This is a genomic window from Halopseudomonas sp. T1L2 (genome assembly GCF_055397385.1).
The window spans coordinates 3,609,873-3,625,978 of sequence record NZ_AP040865.1 but is presented as its reverse complement, the minus strand read 5'-3'; the positions used below and the strand labels follow the sequence as shown (position 1 = coordinate 3,625,978).

Annotated in this window: 16 protein-coding genes; 8 read left to right on the top strand and 8 right to left on the bottom strand. The window is 62.5% G+C overall.

Features of this window, described 5'->3' with window-relative positions:
* Nucleotides 1-36 precede the first annotated feature (36 nt).
* Together nudE and msrA are read left to right on the top strand one after the other, a co-directional pair.
* Nucleotides 37-603, top strand: a complete 567-nt coding sequence (gene nudE, locus ACZ5WQ_RS17110; protein ID WP_088274592.1) for an ADP compounds hydrolase NudE — start codon at nucleotides 37-39, stop codon at nucleotides 601-603.
* A gap of 12 nt (nucleotides 604-615) precedes the next feature.
* Nucleotides 616-1,263 carry a peptide-methionine (S)-S-oxide reductase MsrA gene (gene msrA, locus ACZ5WQ_RS17105; RefSeq protein ID WP_464382739.1) on the top strand — a complete coding sequence of 216 codons (648 nt, stop codon included), beginning with the start codon at nucleotides 616-618 and terminating at the stop codon, nucleotides 1,261-1,263.
* A gap of 9 nt (nucleotides 1,264-1,272) precedes the next feature.
* Here the strand turns inward: msrA and ACZ5WQ_RS17100 are convergent, their stop codons facing one another.
* A complete protein-coding gene (locus ACZ5WQ_RS17100) occupies nucleotides 1,273-2,790 on the bottom strand; it encodes an HDOD domain-containing protein (protein ID WP_464383666.1) in 1,518 nt (505 codons plus the stop codon).
* A gap of 116 nt (nucleotides 2,791-2,906) precedes the next feature.
* Here ACZ5WQ_RS17100 and ACZ5WQ_RS17095 point away from each other — a divergent pair, with 116 nt between their 5' ends.
* Both ACZ5WQ_RS17095 and ACZ5WQ_RS17090 read left to right on the top strand, forming a co-directional pair.
* Nucleotides 2,907-3,650 carry a helix-turn-helix domain-containing protein gene (locus ACZ5WQ_RS17095; RefSeq protein ID WP_228245409.1) on the top strand — a complete coding sequence of 248 codons (744 nt, stop codon included), beginning with the start codon at nucleotides 2,907-2,909 and terminating at the stop codon, nucleotides 3,648-3,650.
* 85 nt (nucleotides 3,651-3,735) lie between these two features.
* Entirely contained in the window at nucleotides 3,736-4,602 is an 867-nt protein-coding gene (locus ACZ5WQ_RS17090; RefSeq protein ID WP_464382738.1) for a DMT family transporter, read from the top strand.
* Nucleotides 4,603-4,605: 3 nt separating this feature from the next.
* Here the strand turns inward: ACZ5WQ_RS17090 and ACZ5WQ_RS17085 are convergent, their stop codons facing one another.
* The 4 genes from ACZ5WQ_RS17085 to ACZ5WQ_RS17070 are packed head-to-tail and all read right to left on the bottom strand — an operon-like array spanning nucleotide 4,606 to nucleotide 6,797.
* Nucleotides 4,606-5,784, bottom strand: a complete 1,179-nt coding sequence (locus ACZ5WQ_RS17085; RefSeq protein WP_228245410.1) for an AI-2E family transporter — start codon at nucleotides 5,782-5,784, stop codon at nucleotides 4,606-4,608.
* On the bottom strand, nucleotides 5,781-6,053 hold the full coding sequence (locus tag ACZ5WQ_RS17080) for a hypothetical protein (protein WP_228245411.1): 273 nt from the start codon (nucleotides 6,051-6,053) through the stop codon (nucleotides 5,781-5,783). The genes ACZ5WQ_RS17085 and ACZ5WQ_RS17080 overlap by 4 nt, the downstream gene beginning before the upstream one ends.
* The gene (locus tag ACZ5WQ_RS17075; protein WP_464382737.1) at nucleotides 6,022-6,501 is read right to left on the bottom strand and encodes a hypothetical protein; all 480 of its coding nucleotides are present in this window, start codon (nucleotides 6,499-6,501) and stop codon (nucleotides 6,022-6,024) included. Before ACZ5WQ_RS17075 ends, ACZ5WQ_RS17080 begins: the two co-directional genes overlap by 32 nt.
* Complete coding sequence (locus tag ACZ5WQ_RS17070) at nucleotides 6,498-6,797, bottom strand: glycine zipper domain-containing protein (protein WP_140418569.1); 300 nt, start codon at nucleotides 6,795-6,797, stop codon at nucleotides 6,498-6,500. Before ACZ5WQ_RS17070 ends, ACZ5WQ_RS17075 begins: the two co-directional genes overlap by 4 nt.
* 310 nt (nucleotides 6,798-7,107) lie before the next feature.
* On the opposite strand from ACZ5WQ_RS17070, the gene ACZ5WQ_RS17065 reads away from it, so the two are divergent.
* The gene (locus ACZ5WQ_RS17065) at nucleotides 7,108-8,286 is read left to right on the top strand and encodes a saccharopine dehydrogenase family protein (protein ID WP_228245413.1); all 1,179 of its coding nucleotides are present in this window, start codon (nucleotides 7,108-7,110) and stop codon (nucleotides 8,284-8,286) included.
* A 69-nt stretch (nucleotides 8,287-8,355) separates the two neighbouring features.
* Here the strand turns inward: ACZ5WQ_RS17065 and ACZ5WQ_RS17060 are convergent, their stop codons facing one another.
* Nucleotides 8,356-9,198, bottom strand: coding sequence for a 23S rRNA (adenine(2030)-N(6))-methyltransferase RlmJ (locus ACZ5WQ_RS17060; RefSeq protein WP_269688030.1), 843 nt, complete (start codon nucleotides 9,196-9,198; stop codon nucleotides 8,356-8,358).
* Between the two features lie 56 nt (nucleotides 9,199-9,254).
* On the opposite strand from ACZ5WQ_RS17060, the gene ACZ5WQ_RS17055 reads away from it, so the two are divergent.
* The gene (locus ACZ5WQ_RS17055) at nucleotides 9,255-10,577 is read left to right on the top strand and encodes a ubiquitin-like protein (RefSeq protein ID WP_464382736.1); all 1,323 of its coding nucleotides are present in this window, start codon (nucleotides 9,255-9,257) and stop codon (nucleotides 10,575-10,577) included.
* Between the two features lie 36 nt (nucleotides 10,578-10,613).
* Here the strand turns inward: ACZ5WQ_RS17055 and tfpB are convergent, their stop codons facing one another.
* Both tfpB and ACZ5WQ_RS17045 read right to left on the bottom strand, forming a co-directional pair.
* Complete coding sequence (gene tfpB, locus ACZ5WQ_RS17050; RefSeq protein WP_464383665.1) at nucleotides 10,614-12,404, bottom strand: type IV pilus assembly ATPase TfpB; 1,791 nt, start codon at nucleotides 12,402-12,404, stop codon at nucleotides 10,614-10,616.
* A gap of 79 nt (nucleotides 12,405-12,483) precedes the next feature.
* Entirely contained in the window at nucleotides 12,484-13,887 is a 1,404-nt protein-coding gene (locus tag ACZ5WQ_RS17045; RefSeq protein WP_464382735.1) for a CYTH domain-containing protein, read from the bottom strand.
* 127 nt (nucleotides 13,888-14,014) lie between these two features.
* On the opposite strand from ACZ5WQ_RS17045, the gene ACZ5WQ_RS17040 reads away from it, so the two are divergent.
* Nucleotides 14,015-14,692: a TIGR00153 family protein gene (locus ACZ5WQ_RS17040; RefSeq protein ID WP_228245417.1), complete on the top strand. Its 678-nt coding sequence runs from the start codon at nucleotides 14,015-14,017 to the stop codon at nucleotides 14,690-14,692.
* Nucleotides 14,693-14,783: 91 nt separating this feature from the next.
* The gene (locus tag ACZ5WQ_RS17035; protein ID WP_464382734.1) at nucleotides 14,784-16,043 is read left to right on the top strand and encodes an inorganic phosphate transporter; all 1,260 of its coding nucleotides are present in this window, start codon (nucleotides 14,784-14,786) and stop codon (nucleotides 16,041-16,043) included.
* Nucleotides 16,044-16,106 lie beyond the last annotated feature (63 nt).

Below are 16,106 nucleotides of genomic sequence, written 5' to 3'. Positions count from 1 at the left end.
CGTCCCACGCAATCGGTCGATCACCACGGAGCCCCCATGCCGCAGAAGCCGGAAACGCTGGAAGCAAAGATTGTCGCCAAGAGCCGCCTGTTTACCGTTGAGCAAGTCCAGTTGCGCTTCAGCAACGGGGTGGAGCGGACCTATGAACGGCTGGTCAACAAGGGTCAGGGTTACGGTGCCGTCATGGTGGTTGCCCTGCGCGACAACCGCACCGCGGTGCTGATCGAGGAATATTGCGGCGGCACGGACGACTATCAGCTGTCACTACCAAAGGGGCTGGTTGAACCGGGCGAGGACGTGCTGGAGGCCGCCAACCGCGAACTCATGGAAGAAGCCGGTTTTGGTGCAGAACAACTGGAATTTCTGACCCATTTGTCGCTCTCGCCGGGTTACATGAGCCAGAAGATCGCGGTAGTGCTGGCCCGCAACCTGTACGAAAAACGCCTGCCGGGCGACGAGCCGGAGCCGATCCGGGTGGACCAGGTCGATCTGTACGAACTTAGCGAACTGAATGCCCGCAGCAACTTTACCGAAGGCCGCGCCCTGGCTGCCCTGTATCTGGTGCGTGACCTGCTGGAACAGCGCGGCGAACTGCAGCGCTGAAGGAGCCGAAAAATGTTCTTCCAACGCCTACCTGAACACAAGCTGCGTCTGCCCACGGCCGAAGAGGCCTTACCCGGTCGCGACACTCCGATTCAGACCAGCCAGACCACCCATAGCGTCCTGGGTACGCCACTGCATCCCCCCTTCCCCGAGCAGATGCAGACGCTGATCGTCGGCCTTGGCTGCTTCTGGGGTGCCGAGCGACGCTTCTGGCAGGTGCCCGGCGTATACAGCACTGCAGTTGGCTACGCCGGCGGCCTGACGCCCAACCCGACCTACGAGGAAGTCTGCTCCGGCATGACCGGCCATAACGAGGTGGTGCTGGTGGTGTTCGATCCGGAGGCGTTGTCACTGCAGCACCTGCTCAAGGTGTTCTGGGAATCGCACAACCCGACCCAAGGCATGCGCCAGGGCAATGACCAGGGCACCCAATACCGATCCGGTATCTACGTCAGCGACATGGCCCAGCGCGCCATCGCCGAGGCCAGCAAGGCCAACTATGCCAATGCGCTGCAGGAGGCCGGTCTGGGCGAGATCACTACCGAGATCCTGCCCGCGCCAACCTTCTACTACGCTGAGGACTACCACCAGCAGTATCTGGCCAAGAACCCCGGCGGCTACTGCGGTCTGGGCGGCACCGGGGTGTGTCTTCCGGGTTGACCAAGCGGCTCAGCGCTGACTGAGCCGCTGCAGGCAAAGCCCGGTCAGCTCGGCGACGCGCTTGAAGGCGGCCAGCTGACTGGCACTCAGCTCTCGACCCGACAGCCGCATATCGCCATAGAGCACACCCACCCGGCGGCTGCCGGCGATAACGGGCGCGATCGCAAACGGGCCGCTACCCACCAGTTCGACCACCGCCGGGGTTACCAGTGATTGCAGCTCCTGACTCTTCGGACAGCCGAGCCAGAGGCAGTCGCGCTGTGCCAGTGCATGACCGAAAATATGCTTCGCCCCATCGCCACAGGGCAGAGCAAAGGTTTCCCGCCAGCGCTGCGTGCCCTTGCCGATGGCCGTACGTACCCTGAACTGGGTCTGCTGCTCCGCCAGCACCATCAGGGCAATACGCTCAATCCCGGCGCCACGATGCAAACCCTGCATGACGGTGTGCAAAATGGTGTCCACATCCATCGGCGCACGGGCCATCAGCTTGAGATGGTCAACCGACAGCTTGAGCATTTCCAGATTGGGCTGCAGCAGCGGGTCCGCCTCCACCTCGGGTTTGCGCTCTGCCGGTACTTCATCGACCGAAGGCGTGCCGGGTACCACCTCCATCTGCAACAAGGCGGACAGATCCAGAGGCAGATCATCCGCGCGCGGAATCCATTGCTGCAGATCGGCGTTGGAGCAGTTGCCGGCGATGCGCACCGCCTCCTGCCCACTGCCCACCAGTTGCTGCCAGGCATGCTCGGCATCGGTACCGATCAACTCGGCAACCGGCTCAATCAGCGCCTGAACCGACTCATGGGTCCAGCCCTTGCCGGCTACCCGCTCGGCCAGTGTGCTGCCCAGAGCCACCGCGCGGGCGGCGGGTCCGTCGCTGTTGCGACTGGCCTGGATCAGCTGACCGATCTCACCCATATTCCAGGTCTTCAGCAGGCCGACGGTCAACTGGTCGAAGGTCACGCCGATTTCACGCTTGAGCACCTTGTCCGGGTCCACTCCCGGTTCATTGAGGCTGGCAACCAGACGGTCGGCGGTCTTGCCCGCATGGCTCCAGAACGCCAGTTCACCGATATGGCTCAGCAGGGTGGCGATAAACACCTCTTCCTGCTGGCGCTGGTTCAGATACTGCGCCATGTTGCGCGCCTGCACAGCTCCGTGAAAGGAGCGAGCAAGCAACGCCTGTAGCTGTTCACGTGGGGAGTTTTTCAACAGACCATCAAGCAGGCTGACCGACAGACCGATCATCCGCACCTGATCAAAGCCCACCACCACAACCGCGCGAGAAAGCGTCTTGATCACCTCGCGGCCGGGGTTGCAGTAGACACTGTTGCTGACACGCAGCACCTTGGAGGCCAACGCTGCATCGCGCATCAGCACCTCGGTCAATTGGGCGACCGAGGCGGTTTCAGACTGCGACAACCGCAGCAGATCGTGAACTACCACGGCCATGGCCGGCAGCTCGGCGCGGTTCAGACGCTCCAGCCAGGAACGCAGGCCATGAGTCTCGTTATTCAAATCGGTCATCCGGGCAAAGAGTGAAGCGAACTCAAATGATACCATTGTGATATCAACCATGGCAGCTTCCGTGCCCCTGTCGCCGACCGCTGTGCAAGCAGCCCACGCTTGCATAGAATAGCCCGATGTCGACGACCCGCCTTGATATTCATCACTACTCCGGTGACGCTGCCGCGCACACCCATGAAGAACAGGCACAACTGGTGTTTGGGCTGCAAGGTACCCTTGAGTTGGCCTTCAACAACGATGGTGGTCCGGTGCAGGCCGGCCGCGTAGCGATCATCGCCGCCAGCGACCGTCACGCGTTCTTCAGCCCTGATCAGGGCCGCTGCCTGGTCCTCGACGTCGATCCTGATGCGCCGCTACCCGGGCTGGAACCGCAACGTGACAGCCAGCTTCAGCTGCTCGAGCACAGCCGCCTGAGCCCGTTGACGCCAGCCCAGACCCGGCTGGTCAGCAGCCTGGCCGGCCTGATTGACCAGCAACCCTGGCTGGCCGAGCAAAGTGCCGCCCTGCTGCTAGGCTCCCTGCTGGGCCAGCCGGCACCAGCCCGGCGCCTGCCACTGGAAAAGCTCAATGCGTTCATCGAGGCTCACATGGCGTACCCGCTTGAGGTGGCTGACCTGGCACGTCTGAGTGGCCTGTCGTCCTCGCGCTTCAATCACTGGTGCCTGCAGGATCTGGGCTGCACACCGCTGGAGTACCTGCGTCGTCGACGCCTGCTACGCGCACGTCAGTTGCTTGAGCACAGCCGCCTGCCTGTCAGCGAGATTGCTGCGCGTTGCGGCTATGGCAGCCAGAGCGCCTTCACCCAGGCCTTCCGCAAACACTGGCAGCAGTCACCCAGCAGCCTGCGCAAGCAGCACTAGCACGACAAATTTCAGCAGCCTCGCAACAGCAGCGTATGGGCGGGCACGCTACCATCGCGCCCTGTTACCCGTGTTTGAGACCGCCATGACCAACCTGACACACAATCGCGCCCTGCTTTTCATGCACGTTGCCGCCTTGCTGTTCGGCCTGACCGGGGTGTTCGGCAAGCTGGCCGGTACCACTCCGGACGCAATCGTGCTTGGCAGAGCGCTGTTTGCCGTGGTTGCACTGGTGCTCTTCGCGCAGCTGGGCAGCCTGCCGCTGGTCCGCCAGCTGACACGCCGTCACCTGGCCAGCTTGGTGCTGTGCGGTGTATTTCTGGCGATCCACTGGCTGACCTTCTTTCATGCCATCAAGCTGTCCGGCGTCGGCATCGCCACTCTCGGCTTTGCCAGCTTCCCGGCGTTCGTGGTGCTGCTGGAGGCGGTGTTCTGGCGCGAACACCCAAGCCGACAGGATCTGGTCAAGGTAGGACTGGTCTGCGCCGGGCTGCTGCTGATCCCCGCCGAGTTCAGCCTGCAGGCCGAAAATACGGAAGGCTTACTGTGGGCGATCCTCTCGGGTTTCTGTTTCGCCGCCGTATCAGTCGGCAACCGGTTGACCAGCGGGCACCTGCACCCGGTACAGATCGCCTGCTGGCAAAGTCTGGTGGTAGCGCTGATCGCATTGCCCACCGGCACCCTGGCGCTGGCGCAGATGCCGGCACTGGACTGGCTGTGGATCGGCTTGCTGGGCGTATTCTGCACCGGGCTGGCGCAGGTGCTGTTTGTCTCCAGCCTGCGCGTGCTGAACGCGCGCACTGCCTCGCTGTTCTTCGCGCTGGAACCGGTATACGGCATTCTGATTGCCTGGTGGCTGTTCGCCGAGCAGCCCACCCTGCGCATGCTGATTGGCGGGCTGCTGATCATCAGCGCGGTACTGATGGTACGCCGCGCACCCACGCCCGCCTGAACCTCAGATCGGGCTTTCGATCAGTTTCACCCAATGCGGCAGCAGGTTAAGGCGGTCGGCGGCCAGCTTCAGGCAGACCAGCAACGGCACAGCGATCAGCACGCCGACTACACCCCACAACCAGCCCCACAGAATAAGCCACAGCATCAGCACCAGCGGATGCAGCCGCATCCGCTGCCCCAGCACGGTTGGGGTAATAAACTGCGCTTCAACCAGGTTGATACAGAAGAACACCAGCGCGGGCAACAACGCCCCCAGGCTTGGGCCGTACTGCAACACACCGGCCAGACAGAGCACCAGCATGCCGATGACCGGGCCGACATAGGGCGCAAAGTTGAGCAAACCGACCATTACCCCCCAGAGCAGCGCGTCCTCTACACCCATCAGCATGAGGACCCCGGCGGTAACAGCGCCCAGCAGCGTGTTGATCAGACTGACGGTCAGGATGTAGCGCGACAGCTCACGCTGAACCTGCTCCAGCAACTCGGTAGCAGCGTGCTTGTCACGGACCTGCGGCAGCACCCGGATAAAGGTACTGTAGAGTGATGGGCCGAAGATCAGCATGAACAGCACCAGCACCAGAAAGGTGAAAAACTGCGCAAGGACCGCAGGCGTCGCCCCCAGCGCCTTTACCATCACCTCCATACCGCCCTGCATGACCCGGTCCGACAACGCCGGATCGTTACCGGAAGCGGACGCAGAAGCCGGCGCAGGAGCAGCCTTCTCCTCCCGGAACCAGCCAAACAGACGGAGCCCATCAGATTCCTCCGCTTCCTGAGGCGCTGGAGCCTGCGTCGGCGCCAGCCGCCGACCAAAGGCGTCCAGCTCCTGCGACAACTGCGCCGACAGCTCGGGCAGGCGCTTGATCCATTTCTCCGCCGGCTCGGCCAGCTGCGTACCCAGCAGGGTAAAAGGCCCGCCGATCGCCGTCAGCAACAGCAGGGCAGAAAAGGTACGCGGCACATGGAAGCGCTTGAACAGGGCAACCAGCGGACTCAGCAGCAATGCAAACAGCGCGGCCACCACCACCGGCAGCAACAACGTCTTGGCAAAATACAGGGTATAGAGACAGGCCAGTGCCAGCAGCCAGATCAATACCTGCCGGCTGGACTGATCACCGCGTGGCAGTTCACTGGACTGACCGGATTCGCCCTGCCCGGATATCTCGCAGTGATCGCTCACAGCGGGCTCCACAACTGCCGAACCATGCGCAACAGGCTCTCGGCCATCGGCAACAAGCGAACACCGAGCATCCCGAGCGAGCGTGAACGCCCGGCACCCAGACGCTGGCTCAATGCCCCGGCCAGCGCACCGCTGCCAACCAGCAGCGCAGGGGGAATCCTGCCCAGCTGATGCTGCACCAGCGCACCGCTCAAGTGAACAATGTCAATGCGCAACGCCAGCTGGTGGTCCAGTTGCTCAATCTCGGCTATCAGCTGTGCTCGCTTCATGTGCGTCTCCCTGCATCAGGCGTTTCAGGTGGGCTTGGGTGCGGCGAAAGCCGATCGACTCCCGATAACGCTTAAGTTGCCGCAGCAACAGCGCGATTCCGAGCACATGCAGCGCCAGCACGCACAGCAGCGCGACGGCAACCTGGCCACTCGACTGCCAGATCAGCCAGCCCAGCAGCAGACTGAACAGCAGCCAGGTGAACAGCATCAGCGGCACAAGCAGCAGCGAGAGCAGCAGCATCCGCCGGGCATCGCCCAGCGTCAGCTGCCACTCAAGGCGCAGCAGGGTAGCCAGTTCACCACCCGCAGCACTCAACTGGCGCAACCAGGCCGCAGTGTGGTCTACCAGCTCGCTTACCGCCTTGAGCGTGTCGGCATCCTGCGCGGCTGAACGGGAGTCGGCTTGTTGCTCATCAGATTCCTGCGGCGATTCACGCTCGTCGCTCATTTGCGCGAAAACAGCTGAGCCAGCACGAATCCGGCTGCGAATGCGATACCCAGGGTCGCCAGCGGTTTTTCACGCACATAGCTGGTTGCCTGATCACCGAGCGCCTCGGCCTTTTCCCGGCCCTTGAGCAATTGCTCGAGCGCATCCTGCCTGACATCCATGCCGGCTGCCTGGGCCGCCGCCTTGAAGTGATCTCGCGCCTCCAGCAGCTTCTCGTAGGCCTCCCCGACAGCCGCTTTGCTGGCCGCAAGTTCGGCGTCTTTGGCTGCGGGTTGGGTTGTCTTTTCTGCTGCCATTTCGATCTCCTTGACCTGTTTGCTGGTACCGCTCGGCGTCGCCAACGGCTCCACTACTATAGGCGCCGGGGGCCAGTCGCGTCATCGGTCCGGTTTATTCGTGATCATTCGCCCTGCCGAAATCCGCTTCGGCGCATTTACTCTGCCTGGCAGGCAGGCGACGCTGAGCAGCAACAACGCTCGACGAACGCCCGACCTGTGCCAGACTCAATGCCAGCGTCGGCAGAGCCCTCAGCATTTGGGACTGGCTCAGACACGGCAAGTTCAGATCGACTGCGCACCCGACCCTGCAAACCATGAGGACCCTTTGATGAGCAACACCCGTGAGTTCGACGTCATCGTTTACGGCGCGACCGGCTATACCGGCCGCCTGGTAGCCGAGTATCTGTGCCAGGAGTACGGCAACGACAGCAACCTGCGCTGGGCCATGGCCGGCCGCAGCCAGAGCAAGCTGGAAGCCGTACGCGATGAAATCGGCGCGCCGTCCAGCACGCCGCTGGTCGTTGCCGATACCGAGGACCTGGCGAGCCTGAAAGCGATGGTTGAGCGCACCAAAGTCGTGCTGACCACTGTTGGCCCGTACCAGCTCTATGGTCCGGAACTGGTACGCATCTGCGCGGAAACCGGCACCGATTACGTGGACCTGTGCGGCGAGCCGGCCTGGATGCGACAGATGATCGACGCCCACGGCGAGACGGCGAAGCAGAGCGGCGCACGTATCGTCTTCTCCTGCGGTTTCGACTCCATTCCCTTTGATCTGGGGGTCTACTTCCTGCAGCAGGCCGCGAAGGAGCAACTCGGCTGTGCGCTGCCGCGCGTCAAGGGTCGGGTACGCAAGATGAAGGGCACCTTCTCCGGCGGTACCGCCGCCAGCCTGAAGGCAACCATGGCAGCGGCCAAGGCCAACCCCGAGATATTCAAGCTGTTGGCCAACCCGTTTGCCCTGACACCCGGCTTTACTGGCCCGGCGCAGCCCCCGGCAATGAAGCCCGAGTACGACGAGTCACTGGGCAGCTGGGCAGCCCCGTTCATCATGGCTGCCATCAACACCCGTAACGTCCATCGCTCCAATGCGCTGTTGGGCCACGCCTACGGCGAAGATTTCGTCTACGACGAAATGCTGCTGACCGGTCCCGGCGAGCAGGGCGAAGCCATCGCCAAGGCGGTTGCCGGCGACAAGTCACTGGCCAGCGATGATGCGCCGAAACCGGGCGAAGGCCCCAGCAAGGAAGAGCGCGAAACCGGCTTCTACGATGTGCTGTTTATCGGCGAAGCTGCCGACGGCCGCAGCTTGAAAGCCAGCGTTGCCGGCAAGCGTGACCCGGGCTACGGCTCCACCTCACGCATGATCGCCGAAAGCGCGATCTGCCTGGTACGCGACGCCACCGACACCCAGGGCGGCATCTGGACCACCGCCCCGGCGATGGGCCACAAACTGATCAAACGCCTGCAGGAACACGCCGGGCTGACCTTTAAACTGGAGTCCTAAGCGAAAGGTAATCCAGGCGGGCGCGGCATGCCGCGCCCCTACGCCAATGCGCCCCGGTGCACTCTGATATCAGGGCGCGCCGGCGAGCCAATCCATCCGCCAGCTGCCGCCGCCGGCCTGCGCCAGTTCGCGGCTGAGCCACGGCAGCACCTGTTCCAGCTCCTCCCAGATCGGCCACGGCGGATTGATCAGCATCATGCCTGAGCCGTTCAACCCCAGCTGGTTGTCGACCGGTCGAACGTTCAGCTCAACCCGCAGCGCCTTGGGCGCACCGCTGTCAGCGATGCCCTGATAGAAATCCTTGAGCAGACGCTGATCCTTGATCGGATACCAGATCGCAATGACTGTTTGCCGCATGCGACTGATCGCCTGCGCGACACCGGCAACGCAGCGCTCCAGGTCGTCGGTCTTCTCGAACGGTGGGTCCAGCAGCCAGAGCGCACGTTTTTCCGGCACCGGCAAAAAGGCCTTGGGCAATTCATAACCGTTGCGCTGATGCACCGCAATATCCGGCTGACCGGCAAAGTGCTCGCGCAGGGTTTCGGCGTCTTCCGGATGCAGTTCGCTGACGATCATGCGGTCCTGCTCGCGCAACAATTCGGCCATGATCTGCGGTGAGCCCGGATACCAGCGCAGCGCGCCATCGGGGTTGTGGCGGGCGACTGCGTCGCGGTAATCAGCCAGCCATAGCGGCAGATCGTCACGCTGCCAAAGCCGGCCAATGCCGTCGACGTACTCGCCGGTCTTGCCCGCGGCCTCGCCCTGCAGATCGTACAGCGCCGTACCCGCATGGCTATCGAAACAGCACAGCGGCGTCTCCTTGCGCTGCATCAGCTCCAGTAGGCGGCGCAGCAGCGCATGTTTGAGAACGTCGGCGTGATTGCCGGCGTGATAGCTGTGGCGGTAGTTCATGGGCGGTCCCGCGGTGATACGTGAGCGAAAGCGCGCATTCTAGCAGGCATCTAGCGATGGCATCGCGCGACCGTGCACCAGCGCGTGCAACCGCGACCGACAAGGCGTACATTTGGCACTTTGCCATCAAACAACCACACACGGACGTCCACGTGAAGCCGATCCTCAATACCCTTCTCGCCGCACTGCTGCTGTGCGCCTCCCTGCCCAGCTTTGCCATGCAGATTTTCGTCAGAACCCTGACCGGGCAGAACATTGCACTGGAAGTGGAATCAAACGACACCATCGACAACGTCAAAGCCAAGATTCAGGACAAGACGAACATCCTGCCTGAGAATCAGCGCCTGATTTTTGCAGGCAAGCAGCTGGAGGAAGGTCGCACACTGGGCGATTACAACATCCAGAAAGAGTCGACCCTGCATTTGGTATTGCGCTCTGTGCTGACGCCTTCGCGCCTGCAGAGCCTGGCCGAGCAGCCGCTGCTGCTGCAAGGTGCGATCACGCAGTCATCGCTGGTACTGCACGGCAGTCACGGCACTCCGCTGGAAATGCGCGCCGAGCCAGGCAAAGACTCCTGCCTGTGGGCCTCGGGTGACTGGGCCACCGACAATCACGCGCAGCGAGACGGCTCACTCAAGCTGGCCGAGTTGGGTGGCTGCTGGGTGATCAATGACAGTCGCGCCCAGATCGGCGTCGGCCTAGGCAAGTCCTGGAGCAAGCAGGACACTGCATTTGGCGGCACCCAGGATCAGCGCGGTAAGTATGCCGTCGTAGAGCTGATCAGCCCGCTGGGCCTGCTCGGCAATAACGCTTGGGCCACCCTGAGCGTTTACTACAGTGAGGCCGATCTGGATCTTCAGCGCGGCTACCTGAGCAACGATGTGGCAGACAGCTCGGTCGGCAAGACCGACGCCAGCACCTGGGCGCTGCGTATGCGCACCGACTGGGAGAACGCCAGCTCGCTGGCCGGCGCCGGGCTGTCGCCCTTCGTCGAACTGTCCCACAGCAAGGCAGAGCTGGATGGCTACAGTGAGCGCTCGGGGGCGGCCCCGGCGGTCTTCGCCGACAGCGATCTGTCGACCTCGGAGGCACGTGCCGGTGTCAACGCATTGAAACCGCTGACACCCACCTTCAGCCTGACCTCGGGCCTGGAAGCCGTACACCGTTTCGATGAGTCGAGCTCCAATGTGCGCGGCACGCTGGGCGGTATCGACAATTTTGAAATCGATGTCAGCAGCGCCAAAGACAGCTGGGTACGCGCCTCGGTCGGCGGCATCTGGACGCTCTCGCCGTTCAAGCTGATCGTCAGTGCCAACGCAACCAGCGAAGGAGAGGAGCCGGCCGCCTGGCTGGCCATGCACGTCGTCGGCTCGTTCTAAGCCACGCGACGCCGGGCCCGCACGGGTCCGGCGCGATCAGCCCTGCTGGCTGTTAGGCGTCACCCGCAGCACTTCTTCAATGGTAGTAAGACCTGCGCCGACCTTCTGCGCGCCGGACAGGCGCAAACTGTGCATCCCTTCCTTGTAGGCCTGACGCCGCAGCTGCGCGATGTCGGTGTCGTTATGTATCAGCGCCTTGATGCCATCGCTCAGCATCATCAGCTCATAAACACCCGCGCGGCCGCGATAGCCGGTCTCCCGGCATTCCAGGCAGCCCGCAGCGGCGTGCGAACGGGTCGGCAGCGGTGCACTCCACGGCTGGGTCAGATCCACCCAGGCCTCCGCGTCCACCGGTGCCAGCGCCTTGCAGTGCGGGCACAGCGTGCGCACCAGTCGCTGGGCCATCACGCCCAGCACTGTAGCCTTGATCAGATAGGGCGCAACGCCCAGTTCAATCAGCCGGCTGACTGCGCTGGGTGCATCGTTGGTGTGCAGGGTCGACAGCACCAGGTGCCCGGTCAGCGCAGCCTGGATCGCCATCTCGGCGGTTTCCAGGTCGCGAATCTCGCCGACCATGATGATGTCCGGGTCCTGCCGCATCAGCGCGCGCACGCCGCTGGCAAAGTTGAGGTCGATGTTGTGCTGGACCTGCATCTGGTTGAAGCTGTCCTCGACCATCTCGATGGGATCTTCGATGGTGCAGACGTTGACCTGCGGCGTGGCCAGCTGTTTGAGCGTGGTGTACAGAGTGGTGGTCTTGCCGGAGCCGGTCGGCCCGGTGACCAGCACAATACCGTTGGGCTGGCTGACCATCTGCTGCCAGCGGCGCTGATCCTCAGCGGAAAAGCCCAGCTGATCAAAACTGCGCAGCAGCACATCCGGATCGAAGATCCGCATCACCATTTTTTCGCCAAAGGCGGTCGGCAGGGTCGAGAGCCGCAGCTCGACTTCATTGCCCTTCGGCGCCCGGGTCTTGATCCGGCCGTCCTGCGGCTTGCGCTTCTCCGCCACATTCATCCGGCCAAGGGTTTTCAGCCGGCTGACCACCGCCATGGTGACCTGAATCGGAAATTGATAAACGGTGTGCAGCACGCCATCGATACGCAGACGCACGCAACCGGAATCGCGCCGCGGCTCGATATGAATATCGCTGGCACGCTGCTCGAAGGCGTACTGGAACAGCCAGTCGACGATGTTGACCACATGGGCATCGTTGGCGTCCGGCTCCTGACTCATGCTGCCCAGGTTAAGCAGCTGCTCGAAGTTGCCGACACCGCTGGCCTTCTGATCGGTCGCATTGGCGCCGGTCACGGAGCGAGCGAGTCGATAGAACTCCACCGAATAGCGCTGCAGGTCTTCCGGATTGGCAATGACCCGGCGGATATCGCGCTTGAGCACATGCCGCAGGTTGTCTTCCCAGCTCTGGACAAAGGGCTGGGCACTGGCAATTGTGACCTCCCGATCATTCACCTCCACCGCCAGAATCCGGTGACGCTGGGCGAACGCAAAGGACATCAGTGGTGTCACCGCCGACACGTTGATCTTCAGCGGATCAATGCGATACCAGGGCTGGTCGCTCTCGCTGGCCAGCCAGCGACTGAGGCTGTCCAGGTCCAGCTTTTTTCCGGGTCGCCCCAGGTCATCGACGTTCTGACCGGCGATAAATTCCAGCGGATGCAACTTAGCGGTATCACCTACGGCCGCCCGGCGCAGCGTAACCAGGTGGTCGGCGCTGTCCTGACTGATACGCCCCTGCGCGACCAGCGCGTTAAGAAAATCACCCAGATCCAGCGGCCGATCAGTACCCGGTATTGCCAGATCCGCCAACCTCTTCATACCCTGCTCCCCTACCCGTCCGTTCGCTTGTTTCACGGCTGCGATCCGGCAGCCGCCTTTCAGCCAGCTGTCAGTTGTTCAGTTCACGCCAGGCGTTGAGTCTGCGCAGGCGCACACCCTGTTTGCGCAGCGCGGCCAACAGCAGGTCACGCTGCTCGTCAGCGACCTGCGGATACTGTTCAAGCAGCGCCTGCAGCTTGTTCAGCTCACCGAACAGGCGGTCCGGTTCGGATACATCGAGCCACTGCCGAAACTGGGCCAGCAACATGTGCAGACGGCCCAGCCGAGGCAGTTGATCCAGCCACTCGCTAGCCATATGCTCGGAGTCGTTATTGTGCGGCACACGCAGCTCCTGGATTTCCTTACCGACCGCTGCCAGCAGCCAACGCTCCAGCGCCAGGCCTGCCACCCGATCACCGCGCGGCGGGCGATCCTGCGTCCAGCTGCGCTGCTGCAGCCAGAGCGCTAGCTCAACGAACAGGGCGCCCCAGCCCGGTTGTTCGAGCTGACGATCAAACTCGGCTTCCGCCGCACGGCGAGCCGCTTCACCTTCGGCATCATCGGCCCAGCCCGCCAGTACCAGCGGCTGAAACAGGGCCAACAGGGCATCCAGCGGGCCGACAAAGGGGCTTGCAGCAGAGCGCGGCAACGCAAGATCGAACACGGCAAAGGCCGCACGCAGTTGTGCCAGCGCATCGGTCAGTTCACGGAACAGCTTCCACTGACGGGCATGGCGATACTGTTCCGCCAGACGCTGAACGCGGCCCAGCAACTGACTGAAAAGCTCGGCGATAACCTCGTCGACGACGGTATCCGCCTGCCAGCGCGGCGGCTCCAGCCGCAGACTGAAACTGCGCGCGTCAAACAGCCGATAACCACGCTCAGCCTTGCTGATATCACATGGCATCAGAGGCAGTTCGCGGGCCAGCGCATGTGCCAGCTCCAGCAGTGCAACCGCCGGCCCCTGACGCACCTCCAGCTCCAGCTCGCTGATCGGCTCGCTGCCGCTGTCGGTTCGCACCTCGCCTTCGTCCAGCGCCGCCTCGACCTCGACCCTCTCGCCATCGCGCTCCCAGCAAAGCTGCGCGCGGGTACGCTGAAAATCGGTGGTAAACACCGGCTGCAGGCTGGTCTTGTCCAGCTCGGCCAACTCGGCCGGCCAGCAGCTGTCGTCCAGCAGACCCAGATCCAGCTCACCTTTCTTGAGATACCAGTCCCACTCGTTGCGCTCGGACAGACCTGCGACACTTTGTCCCCGGCTCTTGAGCGTCTGGATAAAGGTGTCGCCATCGCGGCGCAACCGCAGCGCCACCCTGGCGGCGGCGAGATCACGGTTGGCTGTATCAAAGTACTGGTTGTACAGCGGGCCGCTTTGCCAGTCGCCCTGACGGCGCTCATTGAGCAACGGATGGGCGCGCAGCGCTGCCAGTACATCGGCACTGGCGCGCAGCTTGATTTCGGTTTCTTTGACCATGGGACATTCTCGGCAACACCGTCGGCAGTCGATGCCAACGATGAAAAGTGTTCAATTGTTTTCAATTTGATGACGGCTGCAAGCTCAACACCTATACTCTGCGGCCTCAATTCCAGCGGGAGGCGTCATGCCACACAATCCGTTCCTCACTCTGTTCGGTCGTTCACCGATCGGCCCAATGCAGCAGCACATTGCCAAGGCCCACGAATGCGCGGCCCAGTTGCTGCCCTTCATCGACGCACTGCAGGCCGAGGACTGGACCGAAGCAGAGCGCCTGCAAAAGCAGGTGGCCCAGCTTGAACGCGAAGCGGACAAACTGAAGAAGGATGTCCGTGTTCACCTGCCCAAGAGCCTGTTCCTGCCCGTACCGCGCTCCGATCTGCTGGAGCTGCTCAGTGTACAGGACAAAGTCGCCAACCGTGCCAAGGATATCGCCGGCCTGATGTTCGGCCGCCGTATGGTGATTCCGCCAAGCCTGTTCCCCGACTTCCGCGCGTTTGTACAGCGCTCGATCGATGCCGCGGCTCAGGCACTGAAGGCCATGAACGAGCTGGACGAGCTGCTGGAAACCGGATTTGCCGGCCGCGAGGTCACCCTGGTCGAGCGTCTGATCGAGGAACTGGACCGCATCGAGCATGACACCGACAACATGCAGATCGGTCTGCGTGCGCAGCTGTTCAAGCTCGAGAAGGACTGGCCACCGGTTGATGTGATGTTTCTGTACCAGATCATTGAATGGATTGGTGATGTCGCCGACCGCGCCCAGCGCGTCGGTAACCGCCTGGAACTGCTGATGGCCCGCTAGGAAGCGACCGAACGGCCAGCAGCACCATGACGGACTTTCCGTCCTGACGGAAAGCCGCCAGCCCATGCACCCGTTTTAGAGTATTAGAGATATGACCCTGATTGCAGAGTACGGCTCCATCCTGCTGATCCTTGCCTGTCTTTTCGGCTTCTTCATGGCCTGGGGCGTCGGCGCCAACGATGTTGCCAATGCCATGGGTACTTCGGTCGGCTCCCGCGCGCTGACCATCAAGCAGGCAATCTTCATTGCCATCGTCTTCGAGTTTCTCGGCGCCTACCTGGCCGGCGGATCGGTAACCCAAACCATCCGCAGCGGCATCATTGATGCAGAGGCGATCAGCCCCGATCAGATGGTGTTCGGCATGATGGCTTCACTGCTGGCCGCCGGCACCTGGCTGCTGGTCGCCTCGATCAAGGGCTGGCCGGTATCGACCACCCACTCGATCATTGGCGCAGTCATCGGTTTTGGTGCAGTCGGCGTCTCGATGGAAGCCGTGCACTGGGAAGGCGTCACTCCGATCGTCGCCAGCTGGGTCATCTCGCCGCTACTGTCAGGCATCGTTGCCTTCATGATCTTCATCAGCGTGCACCGGCTGATTCTCGATACCGAAAACCCCTTCAGCAACGCCAAGCGCTACGTTCCCTTCTATATGTTTGCGGTTGGCTTTGTCGTCACCATCCTGACCCTGACCAAGGGCCTCAAGCACATCGGCCTCAACCTCAGCGGCTGGCAAAGCCTTGGGCTGGCCGTGATTGCCGGCATACTGGTTGCCGGGCTGGGTGTGACCCTGCTGAGCCGCATCAAGGCCGACCCGGAAGCGGACAAAACCTTCCACTTCGCCAGTGTGGAAAAGGTGTTTGCGGTATTGATGATCTTCACCGCCTGCGCCATGGCCTTCGCCCACGGTTCCAATGACGTCGCCAATGCCGTTGGCCCGCTGGCCGCCATCGTGGGAGTACTACACTCCGGCGGCGAAGTGACGAGCAAGTCGCTGGTACCCGGCTGGGTTCTGCTGCTTGGCGCAATCGGTATCGTTGTTGGTCTGGCTACCTATGGCTACCGCGTCATCGCCACCATCGGCAAACACATCACTGAACTGACGCCGAGCCGCGGCTTTGCAGCCGAACTCGCTACTGCCACCACGGTCGTCGGAGCGTCTAGCATCGGCCTGCCGATCTCTACCACCCACACCCTGGTAGGGGCGGTCCTCGGGGTCGGCCTGGCCCGCGGCATTGGCGCGCTGAACCTGCGCGTGATCGGCACCATCTTCAGCTCCTGGGTCGTTACCCTGCCAGCCGGCGCCATTCTCTCCATCATCTATTTCTATATCCTCACCGGGATTTTCAGCTGACTATCCGCCAGCGGCGGCGTAAGCTGAAGCAACACGTGCGTCGGGTGTTCTGACAGGCAGAAC

Excerpts from the sequence above, each read along its gene's own strand:
- ACZ5WQ_RS17055 (WP_464382736.1), top strand. The coding sequence starts at position 9,255 with ATGGCATCGCGCGACCGTGCACCAGCGCGTGCAACCGCGACCGACAAG.
- ACZ5WQ_RS17045 (WP_464382735.1), bottom strand. The coding sequence starts at position 13,887 with ATGGTCAAAGAAACCGAAATCAAGCTGCGCGCCAGTGCCGATGTACTG.
- ACZ5WQ_RS17095 (WP_228245409.1), top strand. The coding sequence starts at position 2,907 with ATGTCGACGACCCGCCTTGATATTCATCACTACTCCGGTGACGCTGCC.
- ACZ5WQ_RS17040 (WP_228245417.1), top strand. The coding sequence starts at position 14,015 with ATGCCACACAATCCGTTCCTCACTCTGTTCGGTCGTTCACCGATCGGC.
- msrA (WP_464382739.1), top strand. The coding sequence starts at position 616 with ATGTTCTTCCAACGCCTACCTGAACACAAGCTGCGTCTGCCCACGGCC.
- ACZ5WQ_RS17090 (WP_464382738.1), top strand. The coding sequence starts at position 3,736 with ATGACCAACCTGACACACAATCGCGCCCTGCTTTTCATGCACGTTGCC.
- nudE (WP_088274592.1), top strand. The coding sequence starts at position 37 with ATGCCGCAGAAGCCGGAAACGCTGGAAGCAAAGATTGTCGCCAAGAGC.
- ACZ5WQ_RS17060 (WP_269688030.1), bottom strand. The coding sequence starts at position 9,198 with ATGAACTACCGCCACAGCTATCACGCCGGCAATCACGCCGACGTTCTC.
- ACZ5WQ_RS17070 (WP_140418569.1), bottom strand. The coding sequence starts at position 6,797 with ATGGCAGCAGAAAAGACAACCCAACCCGCAGCCAAAGACGCCGAACTT.
- ACZ5WQ_RS17075 (WP_464382737.1), bottom strand. The coding sequence starts at position 6,501 with ATGAGCGACGAGCGTGAATCGCCGCAGGAATCTGATGAGCAACAAGCC.
- ACZ5WQ_RS17065 (WP_228245413.1), top strand. The coding sequence starts at position 7,108 with ATGAGCAACACCCGTGAGTTCGACGTCATCGTTTACGGCGCGACCGGC.
- ACZ5WQ_RS17035 (WP_464382734.1), top strand. The coding sequence starts at position 14,784 with ATGACCCTGATTGCAGAGTACGGCTCCATCCTGCTGATCCTTGCCTGT.
- ACZ5WQ_RS17100 (WP_464383666.1), bottom strand. The coding sequence starts at position 2,790 with ATGACCGATTTGAATAACGAGACTCATGGCCTGCGTTCCTGGCTGGAG.
- ACZ5WQ_RS17080 (WP_228245411.1), bottom strand. The coding sequence starts at position 6,053 with ATGAAGCGAGCACAGCTGATAGCCGAGATTGAGCAACTGGACCACCAG.